The organism is Dysgonomonas sp. PH5-45, from assembly GCF_029893235.1.
Lineage (GTDB): Bacteria > Bacteroidota > Bacteroidia > Bacteroidales > Dysgonomonadaceae > UBA1309.
Genome location: NZ_JARXWE010000008.1, coordinates 37,311 through 60,009, shown reverse-complemented (window position 1 = coordinate 60,009; position 22,699 = coordinate 37,311). Strand labels below are relative to the sequence as shown.

15 protein-coding genes are annotated in these 22,699 nt (G+C 39.8%); 10 read left to right on the top strand and 5 right to left on the bottom strand.

Features of this window, described 5'->3' with window-relative positions:
- The first annotated feature begins 79 nt into the window (after nt 1-79).
- Nucleotides 80-3,421: a transcription-repair coupling factor gene (gene mfd / locus M2132_RS04640; protein WP_280671817.1), complete on the top strand. Its 3,342-nt coding sequence runs from the start codon at nt 80-82 to the stop codon at nt 3,419-3,421.
- Between the two features lie 43 nt (nt 3,422-3,464).
- Here mfd and M2132_RS04635 read toward each other — a convergent pair whose 3' ends face one another.
- A complete protein-coding gene (locus M2132_RS04635; protein ID WP_280671815.1) occupies nt 3,465-4,619 on the bottom strand; it encodes a DUF4468 domain-containing protein in 1,155 nt (384 codons plus the stop codon).
- Between the two features lie 127 nt (nt 4,620-4,746).
- On the opposite strand from M2132_RS04635, the gene M2132_RS04630 reads away from it, so the two are divergent.
- Nucleotides 4,747-6,846 carry a S9 family peptidase gene (locus tag M2132_RS04630; RefSeq protein ID WP_280671813.1) on the top strand — a complete coding sequence of 700 codons (2,100 nt, stop codon included), beginning with the start codon at nt 4,747-4,749 and terminating at the stop codon, nt 6,844-6,846.
- Nucleotides 6,847-7,260: 414 nt separating this feature from the next.
- Here M2132_RS04630 and M2132_RS04625 read toward each other — a convergent pair whose 3' ends face one another.
- Nucleotides 7,261-7,785, bottom strand: coding sequence for an RNA polymerase sigma factor (locus tag M2132_RS04625; RefSeq protein ID WP_280671811.1), 525 nt, complete (start codon nt 7,783-7,785; stop codon nt 7,261-7,263).
- Nucleotides 7,786-8,339: 554 nt separating this feature from the next.
- On the opposite strand from M2132_RS04625, the gene htpG reads away from it, so the two are divergent.
- From htpG to M2132_RS04605, 4 genes are all read left to right on the top strand, one after another.
- On the top strand, nt 8,340-10,229 hold the full coding sequence (gene htpG / locus M2132_RS04620; RefSeq protein WP_280671809.1) for a molecular chaperone HtpG: 1,890 nt from the start codon (nt 8,340-8,342) through the stop codon (nt 10,227-10,229).
- A 180-nt stretch (nt 10,230-10,409) separates the two neighbouring features.
- Entirely contained in the window at nt 10,410-11,147 is a 738-nt protein-coding gene (locus M2132_RS04615; RefSeq protein ID WP_280671807.1) for a hypothetical protein, read from the top strand.
- Between the two features lie 3 nt (nt 11,148-11,150).
- Nucleotides 11,151-11,771 (top strand): 4'-phosphopantetheinyl transferase superfamily protein, encoded by a 621-nt coding sequence (locus M2132_RS04610; RefSeq protein ID WP_280671805.1) that lies wholly within the window; start codon nt 11,151-11,153, stop codon nt 11,769-11,771.
- Nucleotides 11,772-12,091: 320 nt separating this feature from the next.
- Nucleotides 12,092-14,422: a BamA/TamA family outer membrane protein gene (locus M2132_RS04605; protein WP_280671803.1), complete on the top strand. Its 2,331-nt coding sequence runs from the start codon at nt 12,092-12,094 to the stop codon at nt 14,420-14,422.
- A 13-nt stretch (nt 14,423-14,435) separates the two neighbouring features.
- Here M2132_RS04605 and rluF read toward each other — a convergent pair whose 3' ends face one another.
- Together rluF and M2132_RS04595 are read right to left on the bottom strand one after the other, a co-directional pair.
- On the bottom strand, nt 14,436-15,434 hold the full coding sequence (gene rluF / locus M2132_RS04600) for a 23S rRNA pseudouridine(2604) synthase RluF (protein WP_280671801.1): 999 nt from the start codon (nt 15,432-15,434) through the stop codon (nt 14,436-14,438).
- A 110-nt stretch (nt 15,435-15,544) separates the two neighbouring features.
- Nucleotides 15,545-16,318 (bottom strand): hypothetical protein, encoded by a 774-nt coding sequence (locus tag M2132_RS04595; protein ID WP_280671799.1) that lies wholly within the window; start codon nt 16,316-16,318, stop codon nt 15,545-15,547.
- A gap of 164 nt (nt 16,319-16,482) precedes the next feature.
- On the opposite strand from M2132_RS04595, the gene M2132_RS04590 reads away from it, so the two are divergent.
- From M2132_RS04590 to trpS, 4 genes are all read left to right on the top strand, one after another.
- The gene (locus tag M2132_RS04590) at nt 16,483-17,751 is read left to right on the top strand and encodes a replication-associated recombination protein A (RefSeq protein WP_280671797.1); all 1,269 of its coding nucleotides are present in this window, start codon (nt 16,483-16,485) and stop codon (nt 17,749-17,751) included.
- 172 nt (nt 17,752-17,923) lie between these two features.
- Nucleotides 17,924-19,405, top strand: a complete 1,482-nt coding sequence (gene proS, locus M2132_RS04585) for a proline--tRNA ligase (protein WP_280671795.1) — start codon at nt 17,924-17,926, stop codon at nt 19,403-19,405.
- A complete protein-coding gene (locus M2132_RS04580) occupies nt 19,380-19,976 on the top strand; it encodes a hypothetical protein (RefSeq protein WP_280671793.1) in 597 nt (198 codons plus the stop codon). The genes proS and M2132_RS04580 overlap by 26 nt, the downstream gene beginning before the upstream one ends.
- A gap of 653 nt (nt 19,977-20,629) precedes the next feature.
- Complete coding sequence (gene trpS, locus M2132_RS04575; protein WP_280671791.1) at nt 20,630-21,619, top strand: tryptophan--tRNA ligase; 990 nt, start codon at nt 20,630-20,632, stop codon at nt 21,617-21,619.
- Between the two features lie 114 nt (nt 21,620-21,733).
- Here trpS and mdh read toward each other — a convergent pair whose 3' ends face one another.
- Complete coding sequence (mdh, locus tag M2132_RS04570) at nt 21,734-22,675, bottom strand: malate dehydrogenase (protein ID WP_280671789.1); 942 nt, start codon at nt 22,673-22,675, stop codon at nt 21,734-21,736.
- Nucleotides 22,676-22,699: the final 24 nt, after the last annotated feature.

Sequence of the window (22,699 nt, the reverse complement as noted above, 5' to 3'; positions counted from 1 at the left end):
AATACATAAGGAGATTGTTTACGGAAAACAATCTCCTTTATTTTACTACTTTTGTATTCCTCAAAAAAAGCAAGGCAGAATGGATATTAAGGAACTTCAAATAAAATTTGAGTCGCATCCTAACATAGCGGCCAGTATAGATTCTATAAAAAAACACAGGAATATACAGGTAAAAGGCTTGTTGGGTTCGGCAAATGCAATGTATGCCATAGCTTTGCTCAAAAAAATGAAAGGCTGTTTTCTTTACATTCTGGAGAATGAAGAAAGCGCCGGATATTTTTATCACGATCTTGTGCAAATATTAGGTGGAGATTGTGTTTCGTTCTTCCCCTCGGCCTACAAACGGGCTATAAAATACGGGCAAATTGACTCTGCCAACGAAATACTTCGCACAGAAACACTTAGCAAACTACAAACAGACAGCCCCGAACTGATTATAGTTTCTTACCCGGAGGCCATAGCCGAGAAGGTGGTATCGAAAGAAGTTCTGAAAGACAATACACTCAAAATTGCTGTGAACGAAAAAGTGGATACACAGTTCATTTCCGATGTCTTAGACTCTTACGGTTTCGAATATACCGACTATGTGTACGAGCCAGGGCAATACGCCATTCGTGGAAGCATTATTGATGTGTTTTCGTTTTCGAACGAATATCCTTTCCGTATAGATTTTTTTGGAGATGAAGTAGAAACCATCCGCACTTTTGAAGTTGAGAGCCAATTATCGAAAGACAAGCTGAACTCCATCCAGATTATACCCGAAATGCGGAAATTGGGGCTACACGAGGAATCTATCCTTTCTTGCTTGCCTCAATCGTCTATAATAGGGCTTAAAGATTATTCGTGGATTGAAGGCCGGGTAGCGGCCATTTACAACGATAAGGCTATATTAGAAAACGCCGAATATGAAGAGGATACACAGGCAAAACTGATATCCGACGCAACCCTCAGAAGCCGGATGTTAGATTTCAAATGGGTACAAATGGGTAATAAGGCCAGTGGAACACCGGATACCGTTTTAGAATTTAAAACCGAATTGCAACCGCTTTTTCATAAAAATTTCGACTTTGTCGCGGAAGCCTTCCATAAGTTAAATGGCAAAGGTTATACGATATATATACTGAGCGATAGCCAGAAGCAAAACGACAGGATAAAATCTATTTTCGACGACCGGGGAGACGATATACACTTTGTACCTATCAGCAAAACCGTACACGAAGGATTTATCGAAAATACGCTTAAAATAGCCTGTTTTACCGACCATCAGATATTTGACCGTTTTCATAAATATAACCTGAAATCGGAGAAAGCCCGTTCCGGAAAAATAGCCTTATCGCTAAAAGAAATAAAGCAACTCCAGGTTGGAGATTTTGTTGTGCATATAGACCACGGGATAGGCCGTTTTGGCGGCTTGGTTCGTTCGGATGTGAACGGTAAAATGCAGGAACTCATCAAACTGACTTATTTGAACAACGACACCATCTTTGTTTCTATCCATTCGCTACATAAAATATCAAAATACAGAGGCAAAGAAGGCGAGCCTCCCCGTATAAACAAACTGGGAACAGGGGCTTGGAATAAGATGAAGGAAAAAACGAAATCGAGAGTAAAGGATATTGCCCGCGATTTGATTCTTCTTTACTCCAAACGGAGAGAAGAAAAAGGGTTTAGCTTTTCGCCCGACTCCTTTCTGCAAAACGAACTCGAAGCTTCGTTTATCTACGAAGATACCCCCGACCAGATAAAAGCCACCAACGATATAAAAACCGACATGGAAAACTCCAAACCCATGGATAGGCTTATCTGCGGTGATGTGGGTTTTGGGAAAACAGAAGTTGCCATACGTGCGGCTTTTAAGGCCGTTACCGACAATAAGCAGGTTGCTGTGCTTGTGCCTACTACTGTGCTTGCGGCACAACATTACCATACGTTTAAAGAACGTCTCAAAAACTTTCCGTGCCGTATAGACTACATCAGCAGGGCACGAAAAACAAGCGATATTAAATCCATATTGCACGATATTAAGGATAAGAAGATAGATATTCTGATTGGTACACACCGCATTGTGAGCAAAGACATACAGTTTGCCGATTTAGGGCTGCTTATTGTTGACGAGGAGCAGAAATTTGGCGTTGCCGTAAAGGAACGACTAAAACAACTGAAAACCAATGTCGATACCCTTACCATGACGGCAACTCCTATCCCCCGCACCTTGCAGTTTTCGTTGATGGGGGCACGCGATCTTTCGTCTATAACAACCCCTCCGCCCAACAGGTATCCTATCCAGACCGAGCTACATACATTCGACGTAAATATCATCGGCGAGGCCATTAACTTCGAAATGAGCCGTAACGGGCAGGTGTTCATCATTAATAACCGTATCAGTAATATTCACGAACTGGAAAACATAGTTCGCCGTGAGGTTCCCGATGCGCGCATAGCTGTTGGCCATGGGCAGATAGAACCTCAAAAACTGGAAACAATTATCACCGACTTTGTAAATTACGAATACGATGTATTGATTGCTACATCTATAATTGAATCGGGGATAGATATTCCTAATGCCAATACAATAATAATAAACAATGCCCAGAACTTCGGACTGAGCGACCTCCATCAATTGCGGGGACGCGTGGGGCGAAGCAACAAAAAAGCTTTCTGTTATTTACTTGCTCCTCCGTTGCACACCCTTACACTCGAAGCACGCCGTAAGTTGCAGGCAATAGAAAATTTTTCGGAGTTGGGCAGTGGTATCCATATAGCCATGCAAGACTTGGATATTCGTGGGGCAGGCAATATGTTGGGTGCAGAGCAGAGCGGTTTCATAGCCAATCTGGGCTACGAAACCTACCAGAAAATCTTGGGCGAGGCTGTTAATGAACTGAAAAACGAAGAGTTTGCCGGCCTGTATCGGGAAACTCACGATAATCAAAAACTGGAGGGGTCGGACTTTGTGCAGGACGTTACCATAGAAAGCGATTTGGAACTGCTTTTCCCTGCCACATATATACCGAACGATTCGGAGCGCATCACCCTATACCGGGAACTGGACGATATTGAAGACGACCACAAACTACAAGACTTCGTTTTACGCCTGCAAGACCGTTTCGGAAAGATTCCAAGAGAAGGCATCGAGCTTATCCGTGTTGTACAGCTCCGGCAATTGGCCAAATCGTTAGGGATGGAAAAAGTTGTCCTTAAAAACGTGCAGATGAACCTCTTTCTTGTTGCTAATCCCGAATCGCCATATTATCAATCTAAAGCATTCGATAAACTGCTTGCATACATACAAAAATATCCTCGCCGATGCGAGTTGAAAGAAAAAAACGGAAAACGCTCGATAACAATAAAAAACATTCCCGATATCGAAAACGCATGTTATACTTTAACTGAAATAAACAAGGCTACTCCCACAGTTTAGGAATAGCCTCGTATATTACAGTTTTTATATAAGCGATATCAAATTATTTTACCCAGACGTTCAGTATTTCACCTACATACATTTTGTGATATCCGTCTTTTGCCCATTTGCCCGAAGCTTCTTTATCTACCACGGCATCCGGTTGGATAGGCTGGGCTATCAGTTTTTTACATTCTAAAATTAGCCATGCTTCGGCAAAAGCAGAAGCGCCCGATGGTGTTTTTATAGGCGTCAGCCCCGAACCTTTTATTTTGTCTACATTACGTCCACTCACCTGTCCACAATATTCCATATTTGTTTTATATGTCTCCGTATAGAACGATATTGTGTAAACATCGCCGGCATCCATCGTTTTAATTGAATAACGGGTAGGATTCAGAAAACAAAACGCTACCGGTTTGCCCCAGAACACTCCTAACCCACCCCACGAGGCTGTCATTACATTAGTTTCGTCTTTGGTTCCGGAAGTGATTAATGTCCATTCGTTCAGTAATTTCACGTAATTACCGGGTATTTTATCCGCATCTATTTTTCTGAATCCCGGCATTTCGGTCGAGACTACCCCTTCTGCGGGAACCACACTAATCTCCGTGCTTGCTTTAGGAAGTATGTCAGATGTGCTATTTTCTTTTTCCGAACTATTCAAATAACCTGATATCTCGGCGTATAGGTCATTTACAAAATCTATTGTATGCGTTCGGAATCCTTTATAGGCTTTATAAATACTTTTATTCCCCCGTAATGCAACCTTATCGGTTATCGTTTCTTCGGCTTTCAGAACTATGGGATTAGTTTTTGTGTCAAAATAATCGTACGATATATTCCGTATCGCTATTTTGCACTGCCGGTCTGTTGCGGTAATTATGAGCTGATAGTTCATCGTTGTTTTATCCATATTGAACACACTTTTATTGAAAACCAACTCTTTTTCTCCTTGGCAGGCTATCGACCGTTGTTCGGGTGAGTTAAACAATATCCGCTGTTTTGGATTTGCCTCGGTTTGTGTATAATTCTGGCTTGCCCAGTCATTCATTTTCTGATAAACATCGGCTGCCGGCAACGACGTTTCCACTGTTTTAGAAAATACAACCCGTCCGTCCTCTTCCGGAACAGCACCTTTCATATACTTTTCGTCAGTCTGCGCGTTTACCAATGTTGAAATGAAAGTAAACAATATCAGTATCAAACACTTATTCATAAATTTGTTCGTTTAGTTATACCCAAAATATGTTATATAAATTTTTGTTTTACAATTCTACGGAAAAATAATAACTTTGAAGTTCTTTTATTGTATCCAAATTTAAACAAAATAACTAAAAAAAAGGATGAAATACAAATCAATTATGGCAATTGCACTAAGTGCCGGAATGTTGGCCTGTAGTTCGGGTAAAGAAACAAAAGATGATACGGCTGATGCCCCTTTAATAGGGAAAGCAACCGTAAAAGTTACCGATGGTCTGATGACCCCTGAGGTTCTGCATAGCTTTGGGCGTGTAAGTGGCGTTCAGGTATCGCCCGACCAGAAAAAGGTACTCTATGGTGTTACATACGTGAGCATAGAGCAAAACAAAACCAACCGCGAACTGTTTGTGATGAACATTGATGGGTCGGACAACAAACAGATAACAGAAACAAAGAAAAGTGAAAACGAAGCTTGCTGGGTTAAAGATGGTTCACGGATAGCTTTCTTGAGTAGCGAAAGCGGTTCGTCGCAGATTTGGGAAATGAATCCCGACGGAACAGATAGGGTTCAGATAAGTGACATAGAAGGCGGAATAAACGGCTTTGCTTACTCGCCCGATGGAAAAAAAGTACTTTACATCAAAAACATCAAGTTTGGAGAACGAACTGCCGACAGATACCCCGACCTACCTAAAGCATCGGGAAAAATCATTGATAACCTGATGTATAAACATTGGGATCAGTGGGTGGAAGAAATCCCTCACTCCTTCATTGCCGATTTTGACGGAAATAAGCTGACAAACTCTGTCGATATACTTGAAGGCGAACCCTACGAATGCCCTATGTTGCCGATGGGCGGAATAGAGCAGTTGGCTTGGAGTCCTGACAGCAAAACGGTTGCATATACATGCCGCAAAAAAACAGGAAAGGAATATTCGTTGTCTACCAATTCTGATATCTACCTATATAATATAGAAACAAAAGAAACCAAGAATATAACAGAAGGCATGATGGGGTACGATACCAACCCTATCTTCTCGCCCGATGGAAAGAAAATTGCTTGGCAAAGCATGGAGCGCGATGGGTACGAGTCTGACAAGAACCGTTTGTTTGTAATGGATCTTGCTTCGGGCGAAAAGACTTATGTGACCGAAAACTTTGATTACAACACAGATTTCGCGGCATGGGCTGCCGATAACAAAACGATGTATATTGTTTCGTGTGTTGAAGCAAAAACACAACTTTTCAAGGTCGACTATGCGGCAAAAGATGTGAAAGCCATTACCGCAGGTGCTCACGATTACGAAGCATTCGGCATTGCCGGCGATAAACTGATTGCCACACGTCATTCTCTGTCGCAACCCAACGAAATATATTCGGTCGATATTGCTACCGGAAAAGATACGCAGCTGACTTTCGAAAACAAAGAAATACTTTCTCAACTTGAGATGGGAAAAGTAGAAGAACGTTGGATACCAACAACCGATGGCAAAAAAATGCTTGCATGGGTTGTTTATCCTCCAAAATTCGATCCTAACAAAAAATATCCTACCATTCTTTATTGTCAAGGAGGACCTCAAAGTTCTGTAAGTCAGTTCTGGTCTTACAGATGGAATCTGCAAATCATGGCAGCCAATGGCTATATAATTGTTGCGCCTAACCGTCGCGGGCTTCCCGGATTCGGACAGGAATGGTTAGAACAAATAAGTAAAGACTATGGTGGTCAGAACATGAAAGACTATCTGTCGGCTATCGACGAAGTTGCCAAAGAACCTTTTGTTGACGAAACACGCTTGGGTGCAACAGGAGCAAGTTATGGTGGGTTTTCTGTATATTGGTTAGCCGGAAATCATAATAAACGATTCAAAGCTTTCTGGGCACATGCCGGAATATTTAATTTAGAAGCCCAATACCTCGAAACAGAAGAAATGTGGTTCGCTAACTGGGATCTTGGCGGCTCGTATTGGGATCGCAGCAATGCCATAGCGCAACGCACGTATGCCAATTCGCCTCATCGTTTTGTTGACAAATGGGATACTCCTATAATGATAAGCCACGGCGAGTTGGATTTCCGCATCTTAGCGTCTCAAGGCATGATGGCCTTCAATGCTGCCCAGCTAAGAGATATTCCGTCTCGCATGCTGATTTATCCTGACGAAAACCACTGGATTGCCCAGCCTCAAAACGGTGTTCTATTCCAACGTGAATTTGCCCGCTGGTTTAACGAGCAGTTAAAGAAATAATGCTGCGGCATCCTTAACAATAGGTTGACAGTATTTATATTAAAATATTCGAAGAACCGATGGATTTATATTCATCGGTTCTTTTATTTAGGTAATGTGCTGAAAAATAAGATATATTCATTTTGTCATCTTGAGAGCAACGAAGGATCTTGAATAAAAACACAGAGATTCTTTACTCTGTTCAGAAACAACGTTCGAGGAGTGTAGGCAACTCAATGACAAATACTATAAAATGTTTATAATAAATCATTTGATATAAACTCTCTAAATACACTACGGGTCTTTATTCATAAATAAGTTTTTGTGTCAACCTATGTTAGGACGGGACAATAAAATAATAAAGGAGGAAATATTTATTATCGTATTTCCTCCTTTTACATTTTTATACCGTTCACCTGAGAAAAACACCATTCACTACCTTTCATATTGATAATCTCTTAGTTTTTCCTGTAATCTTTTTCTCGCAAAAAATATACGACTCTTCACTGTACCGATAGGCAACTGAAGTGTCTGAGCAATTTCTTCGTATTTATAACCCGAAACATGCATCGAAAACGGTACTTTATATTCGTCCGTAAAACTGTTTATGGCTTTAGTGATCTCACCGATAGTATATGCACCTTCGGGAGTATCAAATCCTGAGTCTTGGGGTAAGTTCAAGTGGTATAGATTTTCAGTCTGATCCACAATAGTCTGCGTACGTACCACCCTGCGATAATTATTAACAAATATATTATGCATAATGGTAAAAACCCAACCCTTGAAGTTTACATTCTCGTAATACTTGTCTTTATTGTCTAAAGCCCTAAGTGTTGTTTCCTGCAATAAATCTTTTGCCTCATCTCTATTAGCAGTTAGAGTAAGTGCAAAGTTCATCATGTTATTTTGTAGGTCCAATAGTTTACCTTCAAAATTTTCTGTGCTTTTAATTGTTCCCATAACACATTTTTTTTATAATTAAAACTTTTTGATTGCTATTATCTCTCATGCAACAATAGTACAAAGATATCATCTTTTTATTATCGCGCATCATTTTAATGAAATATTTTCAATCAAATAGTTAAAATAAGCTTTTTTATTACGTAATATACTATATACCAACAATTTAAACATATGCATTTAAATGCTAATTATAAAAAATGAGTCATAAATAATATTTATCATTAAAAATGAGCAATAAAAAATAAATATTTATTTTTAAAAACATAATATGTTATAATTTGCAATTTAAGTGGAAATTGCAAACTCTAATTATCAGACATATATGGCGCTGCCATTTTAGTTGTTTGATTAACAATTGTTTGATTAAATACAAAGAGATTTGGGTTGCGGAAAATCCCAATTCAAAAACATATAATATAGCACAAAGAATATCCGAAAAGTATATTTATGCTCTGTCAAAATGGCAAAAAACTTTTGTCTGGCATTTTATTTGCATAACGGTTTATCAAAACAATAATAGTTTAAAAACAAAAAAATACAATTAGTAAGGTATGCAACAAAAAGGACAAATTGGGGTAACTACAGAAAACATCTTCCCCATCATCAAAAAATTTCTTTATAGCGACCATGAGATTTTTCTGCGCGAAATAGTATCGAACGCGGTAGATGCTATTCAAAAACTAAAGACATTGTCTTCGCTTGGTGAGTTTAAAGGCGAGCTTGGCGACTTGGCAGTGAAAGTCAGTATCGATACCCAAAATGGCACACTGACCATTTCCGACAACGGAATTGGTATGACTGCCGAAGAAATAGATAAATACATAAACCAGATAGCGCTGTCGTCGGCTAACGAATTTCTGGATAAATATAAGAACGATGCCAATTCAATAATCGGGCACTTCGGATTAGGGTTCTATTCCGCATTTATGGTTTCTAAAAAAGTAGAAATTGTAACCAAGTCGCACAAAGATGCTTCGGAGGCTGTAAAGTGGATTTGCGACGGAACACCTACATATACTATTGAGGCAGCCCAAAGAACTGAGCGTGGAACAGACATCATTCTTTATATAGACGATGAAAACAAAAACTTCTTAGAAACAGACGAAGTAGACCGTCTGTTGAAGAAATATTGCCGCTTTTTGCCCATCCCCATCGTTTTTGGCAAGAAAACAGAATGGAAGGACGGCAAATCGGTCGAAACCGACGAAGACAACATTATTAATGATACCAATCCGTTATGGACACGGAAACCAAACGAACTGAAAGACGAAGATTATAAGGAGTTCTATCAGGAACTTTATCCTTTCACCGACGAGCCAATGTTCTGGATACACCTGAATGTAGATTATCCGTTCAAATTGACAGGTATCCTTTATTTCCCTAAGGTGAAAGCAAATGTAGACCTTCATAAAAACAAAATACAGCTGTATTGCAATCAGGTATATGTTACCGATTCGGTTGAAGGTATAGTACCCGAATTCCTTACCTTGATGCATGGTGTTATAGATTCGCCCGATATTCCTCTCAACGTTTCCCGCTCTTATTTACAAAGCGACCAGAATGTGAAGAAAATATCGAATTATATCACAAAGAAAGTAGCCGACCGCTTAGAGGAGATATTTAAGAACGACCGTCCACAGTTCGAAGAAAAATGGGATAGCCTGAAACTGTTTGTTGAATATGGAATGCTGACCGACGAAAAATTCTACGAAAGAGCTCAAAAGTTCTGTTTACTAAAAAATACGGACAATAAGTTTTTTACTTTCGAAGAATATAAGAATCTTATCTCGTCTAACCAGACAGACAAAGACGGAAATCTTGTTTATCTCTATTCTAACAACAGAGACGAACAATACACCTATATCAACAACGCCAAAGAAAAAGGTTATGATGTGTTATTGCTCGACGGGCAGCTTGATGTACACATAACCAGCCTTCTGGAACAGAAACTCGAAAAAAGCCGTTTTGTACGTGTTGACAGCGATGTTGTTGACAATCTTATCAAAAAAGAAGACGATACCGAAATCAAGCTTACAGATAAGCAAAAAGAAGAACTGAAAGAAGCTTTCCTATCGCAAATGCCGGTAGTCGATAAAGTAGAGTTTACGGTCGATTACAAAGCTTTGGGCGAAAAAACCAAACCGGTACAAATAACACAAAACGAGTTTATGCGGAGGATGAAGGAAATGTCGGCCATGCAAACTGGAATGTCTTTTTATGGCGATATGCCCGACAATATGAATCTTGTTCTTAATGTAGACAGCCCGCTTGTCAAGAAAGTATTAACCGATGTTGACGGCAAGGATAACGAAGCCATTAAAGAATATGCCCAATCAAATACCGCTATACGTCAATTGGTAGATTTGGCTCTCTTGGCAAACAATATGCTCAAAGGCGAAGCGCTAAGCAATTTTATAAACCGGAGCATAGACCTTATTTAAAATAACCGATAGATATATCATTTACTTACCCGGATGGATTCAAGAGTTTTGAGTCCCATCCGGGTATTTTTTATGTAATATTTCAGATAGAGCGATGTTTTTTAGTGAAATAAGTATCCAAAGAAAAACAGTTTTCGTTATCTTTACTAAAACATACTTACCTTAAACAACTGGAAAACTATGGCTACTAAAATTATCAATCCCAGATATTATCTGCGAATGTTCAATAAAGTACTGATGTTTGCAGCAACCCCAACAATAGAATGGGACCGTGAAAGGAACGAACGGGAACGGTCGTGCGATAATATTGTTTTGCTTATCATTAACATAATAGTATCGGCCTTACTGATTCTTACAGTCAATTTTATCAACGATGCTTCATTGGTAGGGCATAATTTTTTTGATTTACCTTTCAATGAGATATTACGTGCCCTGCTTTACATTATGATTTTTTCTTTGTTGGTAGAGTCTGCCTTTAGGCTTCCGCTCAAATTCGCATCCTTTAACTTGAGCCTTTCGGGAGCAATAATAATTTATTTCGTGATAAGCCTTTACAACCTGTATTTTAAGTTTAATATAGATTTCCGGGTGATTATTCTTACTGCTTTGATTTGTGGGGGAGTGATTAATTTGATAGTCCGTTTTTACCGTAACCCGATAAAGGGATTTTGGGAAAACAATTTCGGTTTAATATGCTACACTTATGCCGCGCTCTATGTGGCGATTGGCATAACCGTTCCTTTGGTATTGTTTAACTTTCCTCTCCCGATGTTGATTTTGTATGGGGTATTATTGCTTTGGCAATCGATGCTTTACAGTTATATCCGTACAAATTATGGTATAGCCTATAATTTTGGTTCAAATTTTGTTTGCTCTGCATTTATCTGGATTTTAGCATACAACACCATATCATTCTAAACAATGCTCCATTATACAAAACAAGAAGTTGGTAAATATATTCTGGGTGTATGGAAGGTCGAAGAATCGGCCGGGGAGTTGCTTTCTATTTTAGGTGATGATTTCACTGAAAAAAGCACCCTATGGCCCGGTTTATCAGCACAACGTGTACTTGAGCGGCTTGCTGTTCGTTCTCTGCTGAAACAGCTTTTAGGCAAAAACGTTGAAATACAATATACGCCTTCGGGAAAACCTTATCTTCCGGATAATGAAAAGATGCCCAATATAAGTATCTCGCACACCAAAGGTTATGTTGCAGTGTTATTAAGCGGCACAAAAGGCGGAATAGATATTGAACAGATAACCAATAAAGTAATACGGATTGAAAGTAAATTCATTTCTGAAGAAGAGTCCATTATCCCCGAAAATAAACTGACACACCTCCTGTTGCATTGGTCGGCCAAGGAAACGATGTATAAATCCGTAGGCGAAGGTGGTATCGATTTAAAGAAGCATCTGCTGATTCATCCCTTCTCACCCCAAGAAAAAGGGTCGTTTATTGGTGAATACAGGAAACACACACCACAGTTTTTTGAAATAAAGTACACAGTAACGCCCAACTATGTACTCACATACACATACTGAGGTTTGCGCTAAGTAAAAAAGGGATATGGGTGTATATTATTACATGTCAAGGAAACATTCACAGGAGTATGTCTATTATCAAAAATATAAAACTTGAAATTTACAGTCTTTACTTTGTATATCAATTATTTTTAACGACAAAACTACAAGAAAGAAACAATTAAATCTTAATTTTGCCGTTCAATTGCCTGTTAAATCTGACATTAGCATATTAAGTGAAATTAAAAATCAATATATATTGTTTTTCGGCTATCATTTTGTGTACGCTGCTGTTTATGTATTCTTGTAGCTCATCAAAGTTCGTACCCGAAAACCAATATATGCTCGAGTCTGTAAAAATAAAAACGGACAACAAAAACATCCGTCCGTTGGAGCTCGAACCATATATAAAACAAAAACCTAATTTCAAAACCTTCGAGGTGTTTAAACTCCCTCTGTTCATATACAATCTGTCGGGGCAGGATACCACCAAATGGATAAACAGAACTTTGCGTAAAGGAGGCGAGCCTCCTGTTATATACGACAGCACAGCCGTAGACCAAACCATAGTTGACCTGAAAAGAATTTTGTGGAACAAAGGGTATGTACATGCCCAGATAAACCCTCAAATAGAAAAACGAAAGAAAAAAGTACGCGTCAAGTACAATATAGCTTGTGGCGATCCTTATATTATTGATGAATATAAGATAGAGGTGCCCGACTCTGTTTTTGCGGGAGATATATACTCAAATCCCGGATTTGTTACCTTCGATAAGAAAGAAGAAAAGAGAATTGCCAACACCAATATTAATTCCCTGCTTAAACAACGGTCGCTCGTTAATAAAAATCAAATATTCGACCTTGATATGCTCGACGAGGAACGGACACGTATTTCTTCGGTATTCCGCAACTCCGGATATTTCCACTTCAATAAAGAATACGTAGGCTTTGTTGCCGATACTACAGCCGGAGGTAATAGGATAGACCTCGAACTGGCTATATATCCTTTCACGGAAAAAAAGGACGGACAAGCACCAATCGAAAAACCACACAAACAATACAAAATAAGGGAAGTTGAATTTTATGTCGATTACTCACCGCTTTCGGACGGGCATATAGACAATTATCAGGCTTCGGCCGTGGAACGAATAGGAGGAGACTATACTATTCATTACGGACGTCGGGGGCGCTATATCCGTCCCAGCGTTATATTTAGCAATTGCTTTATTCTGGCAGGCGCGTTTTATAGCGAACGCATGACCAACCTTACTTACAGCAGTTTTGCACAACTAAAAATACTTAAAAACGTAAATATAACTTATTACCCTTGCCCAGACAATCCCAACGAACTAAGTTGTGTTATAACCTGTGTTCCCGATAAAAAACAAGGTTTTTCGGCCGAAATTGAAGGAACAAACTCCGACTGGATGTTTGGTATAGGTGCCGGTATCGGATACCTGCACCGTAATATTTTTAGAGGTTCTGAGTTTTTCAATATTAAACTACACGGGGCTTACGAAGCCATCACCCCTGATTTTTCAAAATTTGATGATAATTACTTCGAAGTAGGGGGAGAAATGTCTTTAACGCTTCCTCGTTTTGTTAATCCATTCCTTTCGAGAGATTTAAAACGCAGAATGCACTCTTCGACCCAGCTTTTTACTGATTACAGTTACCAACGCCGTCCCAATTATTTTATCCGGACTATACTTTCCGGTGGTATCAAATATATATGGAATAGCAAAAATAACACATCGATAAAACATGCTGTCGATTTGCTTAACGTCAGCTATGTGCATCTGCCATCGGTCGAAGATTCCTTCCTCGAAGGTCTGCCCGACGAAGCTAAATATTACAGCTTCAAAGACCAATTTATTCTGGGGACTGGTTACACTTATTATAACAGCAACTTCATTCCCGGCAATAAGCGTTTACCGGTAATAAAAACATTTCGTGCATCTATCGAAACAGCCGGAAACCTTCTGTCGCTCATTGCCAATGTTAGCAAACAGAAAGAAAACGAAGAAGGTTCGAAAGAAGTATTCAATACCGCTTTTTCTCAATACGTCAGAGGAACTGCCGATTACAGCCATACAATAAAAATAGATGAGAAAAACTCTCTTGCATGGCGTATAGGAGGCGGACTGGCATATCCCTACGGGAACAACAAACTGATACCCATTCAGAAACGATTCTTTTCGGGAGGAGCCAATAGTGTTCGGGGGTGGGCTATCCGCGAATTAGGCCCCGGAGCATATTATAGCCCCGATGCCAATTTCTATTTTCAATCGGGCGATATCCGCTTCGATGCAGGCATAGAATACCGCAGTAAAGTATTCTGGATAATTGAACTGGCTGCCTTCCTTGATGCCGGGAATATATGGACAATAAAAGAATACGAAAAACAAGAACGTGGCGCCTTTAAGTTCGACACATTCTACAAACAAATAGCAGGAGCTTGGGGGTTGGGTATCCGCTTTGACTTCGACTTCGTTCTGATTCGCTTAGACTGTGGCTGGAAGCTGTACGACCCTGCCAAAGTTCCCAAATACAGGATTGACGAGTTGGGCAATCAAATATTTGACGGATATAAATCGCAATGGCCTGTAACGAAACCTTTCAGAATAAGCAAAAATACGGCTTGGCACATAGCTGTGGGCTATCCTTTCTGAGGTTAACAGGGGTTTATGCTCCCCTTTCTTTTCTTGACTGCGGACGCTGTTTTGTTTGCGCTTTCTTATTCGATACTTTCGATTTTCCTACCCGAAGCCCACTTCCTCCTTTTTTCTTTGCCGGCTTTTCTTTTGTTTTATCTGCCTTTACCGTTTCAGCGGATGAATCGAATGGCTTATCCGTTTTCGTTTTTTTTGCCTGTTTAGAAACGCTGCTTGCTTTCCGGTAATCGGTCTTTATATCGTGTTTCTGCAAAGCTTTATTCATTGCCTTATTACTGTTGGCTGGCTTCCGGGCTTGGGTTACGTCTTTCGAATCTTCCAACAAGTCGAACAATCCTTCTAATTCGGTAGGAGTAAGGTTTCGCCAATTGCCTTGCCCCAGACTACCCAGTTTGATGTTCATTATCTGGATACGCTCCAGTTTGGTAACCTCATAATCGAAGTATTCGCACATGCGGCGAATTTGACGGTTAAGCCCCTGAATTAAAGAAATCTGAAAAGTATAAGGGTTAATCTCCACAATTTCGCAACGGCGGGTTACGCGGTCCAGTATAGGTACGCCTTGAGTCATCCGGGTAAGAAATTCTTTTGTGATAGGTTTATTTACCTTTACCAGATATTCTTTTTTATGGTTATTGCCTACGCGAAGTATCTTATTTACAATATCTCCATCGTTCGTTAGCAAGATTAACCCTTGCGAGTCTTTGTCCAAACGCCCAATAGGAAATATTCGCTGCTCGTGGCTTATGTAATCAACAATATTATCTTTTTCTTGGGTATCTGTTGTACTGACCACACCCACAGGTTTATTAAATGCTATGTATACAGGTTCTATTTCATTTTTGATGAGTTCGCCCCGCACCTTAACTTTTTGTCCCGGCAACACACGCATCCCGATAGTGGCACGTTTACCATTAACCGTTACATGTCCGCTTTCAATAAGATGGTCGGCTTCCCGCCGTGAGCAGTAGCCCGAAGCACTGATATATTTATTAAGCCTGTATTCCATATTTCTATTAATATTTTGGGGTCAAAGATATAGCAATAATGCCAAACCAACCGAATGAAAATCGAATATTTAATTATCTTGGCACAGTCTATAAAGTCATCATCGGGAAATTACTCATAATACTCAATCTCTCTTTTTGAACGAAACACTTTACCCTTTTCAGTTATAAAATAACTTTTTGTCCAATTACCTTGTTTGTCAAAATCAGAATATCGGATATGTACTTTGTTCATTTTTTTGTTATTCCAAACAACAACATCACTATATATTACCTCACTATCATTACTTTCTTGTATGCAATCGGTTAATTGTCCAAACGAATTATAGATGTAGGAACAAAACGTAGTATCTGTTTGCATAAACATTTTTTGTTCCTGTATTTTTTGTTTTTTCTCATTGTATTTATACTTTATTGTACTATGTTCACCTTGAGAACCATTACCTTGGGTATAACCGATAAGCAACTCATCATCAAACACAAAATCATGCTCATAATAAGAAGATGTGTCAGACTCTGAAAAACATATTTCGTGCTTATAACATTGACCTAAAGATGTATAGTAATATCTATCAACTCTCTTCTGTTTATCTGTATCTTTACAGTTCATGTCTATTCTTCTTATTTCCAACAAAGTATCTACAATAACATAACTGTATTTGTAATCAGATCTGATTTCTTTTTTATACAAATTGGTTTCACGCAATAAATATCCCTTCTCATCAAAAAAAGAAACAACCTCCCATTTATCGTGTGTGTTTTCTGTTATCTTTTTTATTCCTTTATGCTCCAATGTTCTATAATAAAAAGCATCATTGTTAAAAGCATAAGAAGAAGGAAAAAATAAACTTATTAAAAACGATATTGCAAAAATCTTAATTTTCATTTCTATGCAGCTCTTAAGGTATAATATTGATATCCTATCCAAAGATAAAAAATATAATAATATTCTTAAATCTGCATTTACTTTATCCGGTTTTTACCGATTTGCATAAGGCATAAAATTATTATCTTTATCTCGAATTATTAAAATACATACAAATAAACAATATGAGCCAGCCTTTAGCCGAGCGTTTACGCCCCAAGTCGCTCGATGAGTATATCGGTCAGGAACATCTGGTTGGTCAAGGAGCCGTGTTGCGCAAAATGATAGATTCCGGCCGTGTTCCATCCTTTCTTTTATGGGGACCTCCGGGAGTAGGCAAAACCACTCTGGCGCAAATTATAGCCAATACAATAGATACGCCTTTTTATACGCTTAGTGCAATCAATTCGGGAGTGAAAGATGTACGGGAAGTGATTGATACCGCAAAAAAAAATAGCTTTTTCAACACAAAGAATCCTATTCTATTCATCGACGAGATTCACCGTTTCAGTAAATCACAACAAGATTCACTACTCGGCGCGGTAGAGACAGGTACAATTACACTTATAGGAGCCACAACCGAGAATCCCTCGTTCGAGGTTATCCGTCCCCTACTCTCTCGCTGTCAGGTATATGTATTGAAGTCGTTGGAAAAGAAAAACCTACAATCCCTTCTGAACAGGGCTTTAACAACCGATATTATACTTAAAGAAAAGGATATAGAGATAAAGGAAACCGATGCTCTGTTCCGTTTTTCGGGAGGCGATGCCCGTAAACTACTGAATATATTAGAGTTGGTAGTTTCGGCCGAGACGGAAGAGAAAATCATTATCACCGATAAAATCGTTACCGAACGCCTGCAAGAAAATCCCGCTGCTTACGACAAAGGCGGCGAAATGCACTACGATATTATCTCGGCTTTTATCAAATCAATACGTGGCAGCGACCCTGATGCAGCCGTCTATTGGCTCGCACGGATGGTTGCAGGCGGCGAAGACCCTAAATTCATAGCCCGCCGGCTGGTGATATCGGCAGCCGAAGATATTGGCTTGGCAAACCCTAATGCCTTGTTATTGGCAAATGCCTGTTTCGACGCTTTGCAGAAAATAGGATGGCCCGAAGGACGTATCATTCTTGCCGAAACAACCGTATATCTGGCAACATCGCCAAAGAGCAACTCGGCATATCTGTCCATAGACAAAGCCTTGGCTCTTGTTGAGCAGACCGGAAATCTGCCTGTTCCTTTGCATTTGCGCAATGCTCCCACTAAACTGATGAAAGAGTTGGATTATGGCAAAGATTACAAATACGCGCACGATTTCGATAACAATTTTGTGAACCAAGAATACATGCCTCCTGAAGTTAAAAAAGCACGGTTCTGGGAGCCACAAGATAATCCCGCCGAGAATAAAACCCTTGAGCATCTGAAAAAACTGTGGAAAGACAGGTATTAAGCCTCCGGCCTTTCAATAGTTGGTTTCACTCTGTTCAAAAAATTACAAAGAAAGTATTTTAACCAACACTCTTTTTTCGGAAAAGGAGAAGCATTTTGCGCCTCTCCTTTCATCTTTTTTCATAAATTTGCACTCTTTAAAACTAAACCTAATTCAAAAATAGAAAGTAACCATGGCAAAAGAGCTTAAAGAGCTGACACCACGTAGTCAGGACTACAGTCAGTGGTATATCGATTTGGTACAAAAAGCCGATTTAGCCGAAAATTCGGCTGTTCGTGGATGTATGGTCATAAAACCGTACGGATACGCGATATGGGAAAAAATGCAGCGTCAACTTGACGATATGTTTAAAGAAACAGGTCACGTTAATGCTTACTTCCCGCTTTTCATCCCCAAATCTTTTTTAAGCAAAGAGGCCGACCATGTTGAGGGCTTTGCCAAAGAATGTGCCGTAGTTACACACTATCGTCTTAAAAATGATCCCGATGGTAAGGGCGTTGTGGTTGACCCTGAAGCCAAGCTCGAGGAAGAGTTGATTGTTCGTCCTACTTCCGAAACTATTATCTGGAACACATACCGCAATTGGATACAGTCGTATCGTGACCTGCCTATTTTGTGCAACCAATGGGCAAACGTGGTTCGTTGGGAAATGCGTACCCGTCTTTTTCTGCGTACTGCCGAATTTTTGTGGCAGGAAGGACATACAGCCCATGCCACAAGCGAAGAAGCCGAAGCCGAAGCTCAGAAAATGCTTGAAGTGTACGCCGTATTTGCCGAAAAATGGATGGCTATGCCTGTCGTTAAGGGTGTAAAATCGGCCAACGAGCGTTTTGCCGGAGCTGTGGATACTTATACAATAGAAGCCTTAATGCAGGATGGAAAAGCTTTGCAGTCGGGTACATCGCACTTCCTTGGACAAAACTTTGCCAAAGCATTCGACGTGAAGTTTACCGATAAGGACGGAAAACTTGATTACGTATGGGCTACATCGTGGGGAGTTTCTACCCGTTTGATGGGAGCACTCATCATGTCGCATTCGGACGATAACGGTCTTGTATTGCCTCCAAAATTGGCTCCATATCAGGTTGTGATTGTCCCTATCTACCGCAGCAGCGAACAGTTAGCACAGATAGACGAAAAAGTTGCGGGAATCGTAGCTTCGCTCAAAGCACTTGGTATCAGCGTGAAATACGACAATGCCGACAATAAGAAACCGGGTTGGAAATTCTCGGAATACGAACTGAAAGGCGTACCTGTACGTTTGGCGATGGGTGGTCGTGACTTAGAAAACAACACCATAGAAATAGCCCGCCGCGATACTTTGACAAAAGAAACCATATCGTGCGACGGTATTGATCTGCATATAAAACAATTGCTTGACGAAATACAAGAAAATATCTTCAAAAAAGCAGCCGATTACCGGACAGCTCATACCATTGCAGTAGACTCGTACGATGAGTTTAAAGAAAAAATTGAGGAAGGCGGATTCATCCTTGCACATTGGGATGGAACAAGCGAAACGGAAGAAAAAATAAAAGCCGAAACTAAAGCTACCATCCGCTGCATTCCTTTCGAGGGAGACAAAACCCCGGGTAAATGTATGGTAACAGGCAAACCATCTGCTCAGCGTGTTCTCTTTGCCCGTGCATACTAATCCGCAAAAATATTCAAATTCAATACTGGCACAATTCGGCTCACAACTGAATAGTGCCGGTTTGCTTTGGGGGGTGGGTGCATCAGCCATGCTCTACCAATATGGATTGGCCGATTGCCCTAACGATATAGATATCATTGTTGCCGAGAATGATGTTAAAAAAGCAGATTCTATCTTATCCGCAATGGGACAGAAGCAAGAACGGGAGGAATCGGGTATTTACGCAACCAAATATTTTTACGAATATAAACTGCCCTCGATGGATGTGGACGTAATGTCCGGATTCAGATTGAATCTGCCATTGGGAGTATATTCGTATATCTTTGACGAACACTCCACACCCACAATATTCAACATCGACGGAACAGATATTCCGTTTACCACCTTAGAAGATTGGTATGTTCTTTATCAGCTAATGCCCGGCAAAAATCAAAAAGCACTGATAGTAGAAAACTATTTACGCGAAAAAGGCATACGTCATCCTTTTCTGCTGAAGCGTATGATAAACCAAAAGACATTATCCGAGAATGTCATAGAGCGGATAAAATCTCTTGTCGAAGATTCAAAGTGATAGAGATATTAAAATATCGTTTCCCAATATTAGTCAAAATTATTGCTGATGCGGGATATAGAGGACAATTTATTGCAAATTGTGAAGAGAAAAGAAACTCACAAATTTGAGACACTACCACAAAGATGGATTATGGAAAGAACTTTTTCTTGGTTTGAGTCCTACAGAAGATAGTCTAAAGAATTTGGATATCAAACATATACACAAGAAGCAATGATACAATTGTCGATGATTAAAATTATGTTGAACAGAATGAAATAAGAAAATTTAAACAGACTCTAAGTCTATTACAAATAATCTATCTCGCTATTTAGAATTACTCTAAAATTTAACAAGGGGGTTAAAACGATAGTAATTAATGAATTACGTTTTATAATAATCTTCACGCGTTTGCTAATAATTAATAAGGACAGACACATTAAAATAATGGAATAAAAGGTTTTATCTTTATAAAATGTGAAAAACATAAGTATTGCCTTTATATATATGAAAGATTTACGTGTCGTTGGTCTTTGCCGACCATTTCCTACCCCACACCGTATATTTGCTTAGCCGGTAAGCAATTTAGCTATGCACTACAAAAGTTTAGTAAACGTTTTGTAACTTTGTACGTCAATAAACAAAACGGAAACGATAAAATATAAAATCACATCATGGATATAGTATTAAGCGGTATACGCTCTACGGGGAATCTGCATTTGGGAAACTATTTCGGAGCATTGCGTAACTTTACCAGAATGCAATACGAAAACAAGTGTTACTTTTTCATTGCCGACTATCATTCGCTAACAACGCATCCCGACCCTAAAATGCTGCACGAAAACGTAAAAAATGTTTTAGTGGAGTATCTGGCAGCAGGAATCGACCCCAAGGTATCGTCAATATACATCCAAAGCGATGTGCCTGAGGTTTGCGAACTATATCTACTGCTGAACATGCACGCCTATATGGGTGAGCTGTCGAAAACAACATCGTTCAAAGACAAAGCCCGTAAGAACCCCGAAAACGTGAATGCCGGTCTGTTAACCTATCCAACCCTTATGGCTGCCGACATACTGATGCACAATGCCGATAAAGTACCCGTAGGCAAAGATCAGGAACAACACTTGGAAATGACACGTAAGTTTGCCCGTCGTTTCAATAATTTATACGGTGTTGAGTTCTTTAAGGAGCCTGTTGCTTACAACTTTGGGCAAGACCTCATTAAAATACCCGGACTGGATGGTAGTGGCAAGATGGGCAAATCGGAAGGGAACTGCCTTTACCTTTATGACGAACCAAAAGTCATAGAAAAAAAGGTAAAACGAGCCCTGACCGATGAAGGCCCTAAAGAGTTTAACTCCGAGAAGCCCGACTATATCGAAAACCTGTTTACTATCTTACGTGTAGTATCGACAGAAGAAGTTGTGAAACATTTTGAGGACAAATGGAACAAATGCGAAATCCGCTACGGCGACCTCAAAAAACAGTTGGCCGAAGATATCATTTCCGTTACAAACCCTATCCGTGAGCGCATCTTAGCGATAAAAGACGATAACGATTACCTGCATAAAGTTGTAACCGATGGAGCAGAACAGGCTCGCGAAAATGCACAGAAAACCCTTGCCGAAGTTCGCAATATAATGGGCTTCAAAAAATTCTGATTAAGATTAAGTTTGTCTTTAAGATAACAGAAGAAATAAAAAGCAAGAGGCTGAAATCCAAATGATTTCAGCCTCTTGCCATATTTAGGTTTTAGCTTAGAAAGCTAATTTTTATCAAATAGCGTTGATTTCACGCAAAACAGCATTTGTTTTGTGTACAGCATCAGCCGAAGCTTGGAATTTAGCTTTTTCGTCGGCTGTCAACTTCAGGTCTACTATTTTTTCCCAGCCTTTACGTCCAAGAACAACAGGTACACCTATGCAAATGTCGTTTTGGCCGTATTCGCCTTCAAGGGCAACACAGCAAGGAATAACTTTTTTCTGGTCGTGAAGAATAGACTCAACAACATATGCTCCTGCCGCACCCGGTGCGTACCATGCCGATGTTCCCAACAAGCCGGTTAGAGTTGCTCCACCTACCATAGTGTCGGCAACAACTTTATCCAATACCTCAGCCGAAAGCAATTCTGTTACAGGAATACCTTTGTATGTAGCCAAACGAGCCACAGGAATCATTGTAGTATCGCCATGACCGCCAATAACCATACCTTCAACCTCATTAGGGTTAACGCCTAATGCTTGGCTCAGGTAATATTTGAAGCGCGAACTATCCAAAGCACCACCCATACCAATCACACGGTTTTTAGGTAAACCTGTTACCTTCGATGCCAAATATGTCATCGTATCCATTGGATTAGAAATAATAACAAGGATAGCGTTAGGAGAATGTTTCAGTATGTTTTCAGAAACCGACTTAACGATACCTGCGTTTACACCGATCAACTCCTCGCGAGTCATACCCGGTTTACGGGGAATACCCGAAGTAATAACCACAACATCCGAGTTTGCAGTTGCTGCATAATCGTTAGTTACACCTTTGATGCGAGAATCGAATCCAAGCAACTGAACTGTTTGGTTCATATCCATTGCTTTTCCTTCCGAAACACCTTCTTTAACATCGAGCATTATTACCTCGTCTGCTATTTCTTTAAATGCAAGCACATTGGCACATGTTGCACCAACATTACCGGCTCCGACAACAGTTACTTTTGACATAATTTATTCGTTTTAATAGGTTTT

Coding starts and splice junctions, on each gene's coding strand:
- rluF (WP_280671801.1), bottom strand. CDS start 15,434: ATGGAATACAGGCTTAATAAATATATCAGTGCTTCGGGCTACTGCTCA.
- mfd (WP_280671817.1), top strand. CDS start 80: ATGGATATTAAGGAACTTCAAATAAAATTTGAGTCGCATCCTAACATA.
- M2132_RS04590 (WP_280671797.1), top strand. CDS start 16,483: ATGAGCCAGCCTTTAGCCGAGCGTTTACGCCCCAAGTCGCTCGATGAG.
- trpS (WP_280671791.1), top strand. CDS start 20,630: ATGGATATAGTATTAAGCGGTATACGCTCTACGGGGAATCTGCATTTG.
- M2132_RS04605 (WP_280671803.1), top strand. CDS start 12,092: ATGCTCGAGTCTGTAAAAATAAAAACGGACAACAAAAACATCCGTCCG.
- proS (WP_280671795.1), top strand. CDS start 17,924: ATGGCAAAAGAGCTTAAAGAGCTGACACCACGTAGTCAGGACTACAGT.
- mdh (WP_280671789.1), bottom strand. CDS start 22,675: ATGTCAAAAGTAACTGTTGTCGGAGCCGGTAATGTTGGTGCAACATGT.
- M2132_RS04615 (WP_280671807.1), top strand. CDS start 10,410: ATGGCTACTAAAATTATCAATCCCAGATATTATCTGCGAATGTTCAAT.
- M2132_RS04595 (WP_280671799.1), bottom strand. CDS start 16,318: ATGAAAATTAAGATTTTTGCAATATCGTTTTTAATAAGTTTATTTTTT.
- htpG (WP_280671809.1), top strand. CDS start 8,340: ATGCAACAAAAAGGACAAATTGGGGTAACTACAGAAAACATCTTCCCC.
- M2132_RS04635 (WP_280671815.1), bottom strand. CDS start 4,619: ATGAATAAGTGTTTGATACTGATATTGTTTACTTTCATTTCAACATTG.
- M2132_RS04625 (WP_280671811.1), bottom strand. CDS start 7,785: ATGGGAACAATTAAAAGCACAGAAAATTTTGAAGGTAAACTATTGGAC.
- M2132_RS04630 (WP_280671813.1), top strand. CDS start 4,747: ATGAAATACAAATCAATTATGGCAATTGCACTAAGTGCCGGAATGTTG.
- M2132_RS04610 (WP_280671805.1), top strand. CDS start 11,151: ATGCTCCATTATACAAAACAAGAAGTTGGTAAATATATTCTGGGTGTA.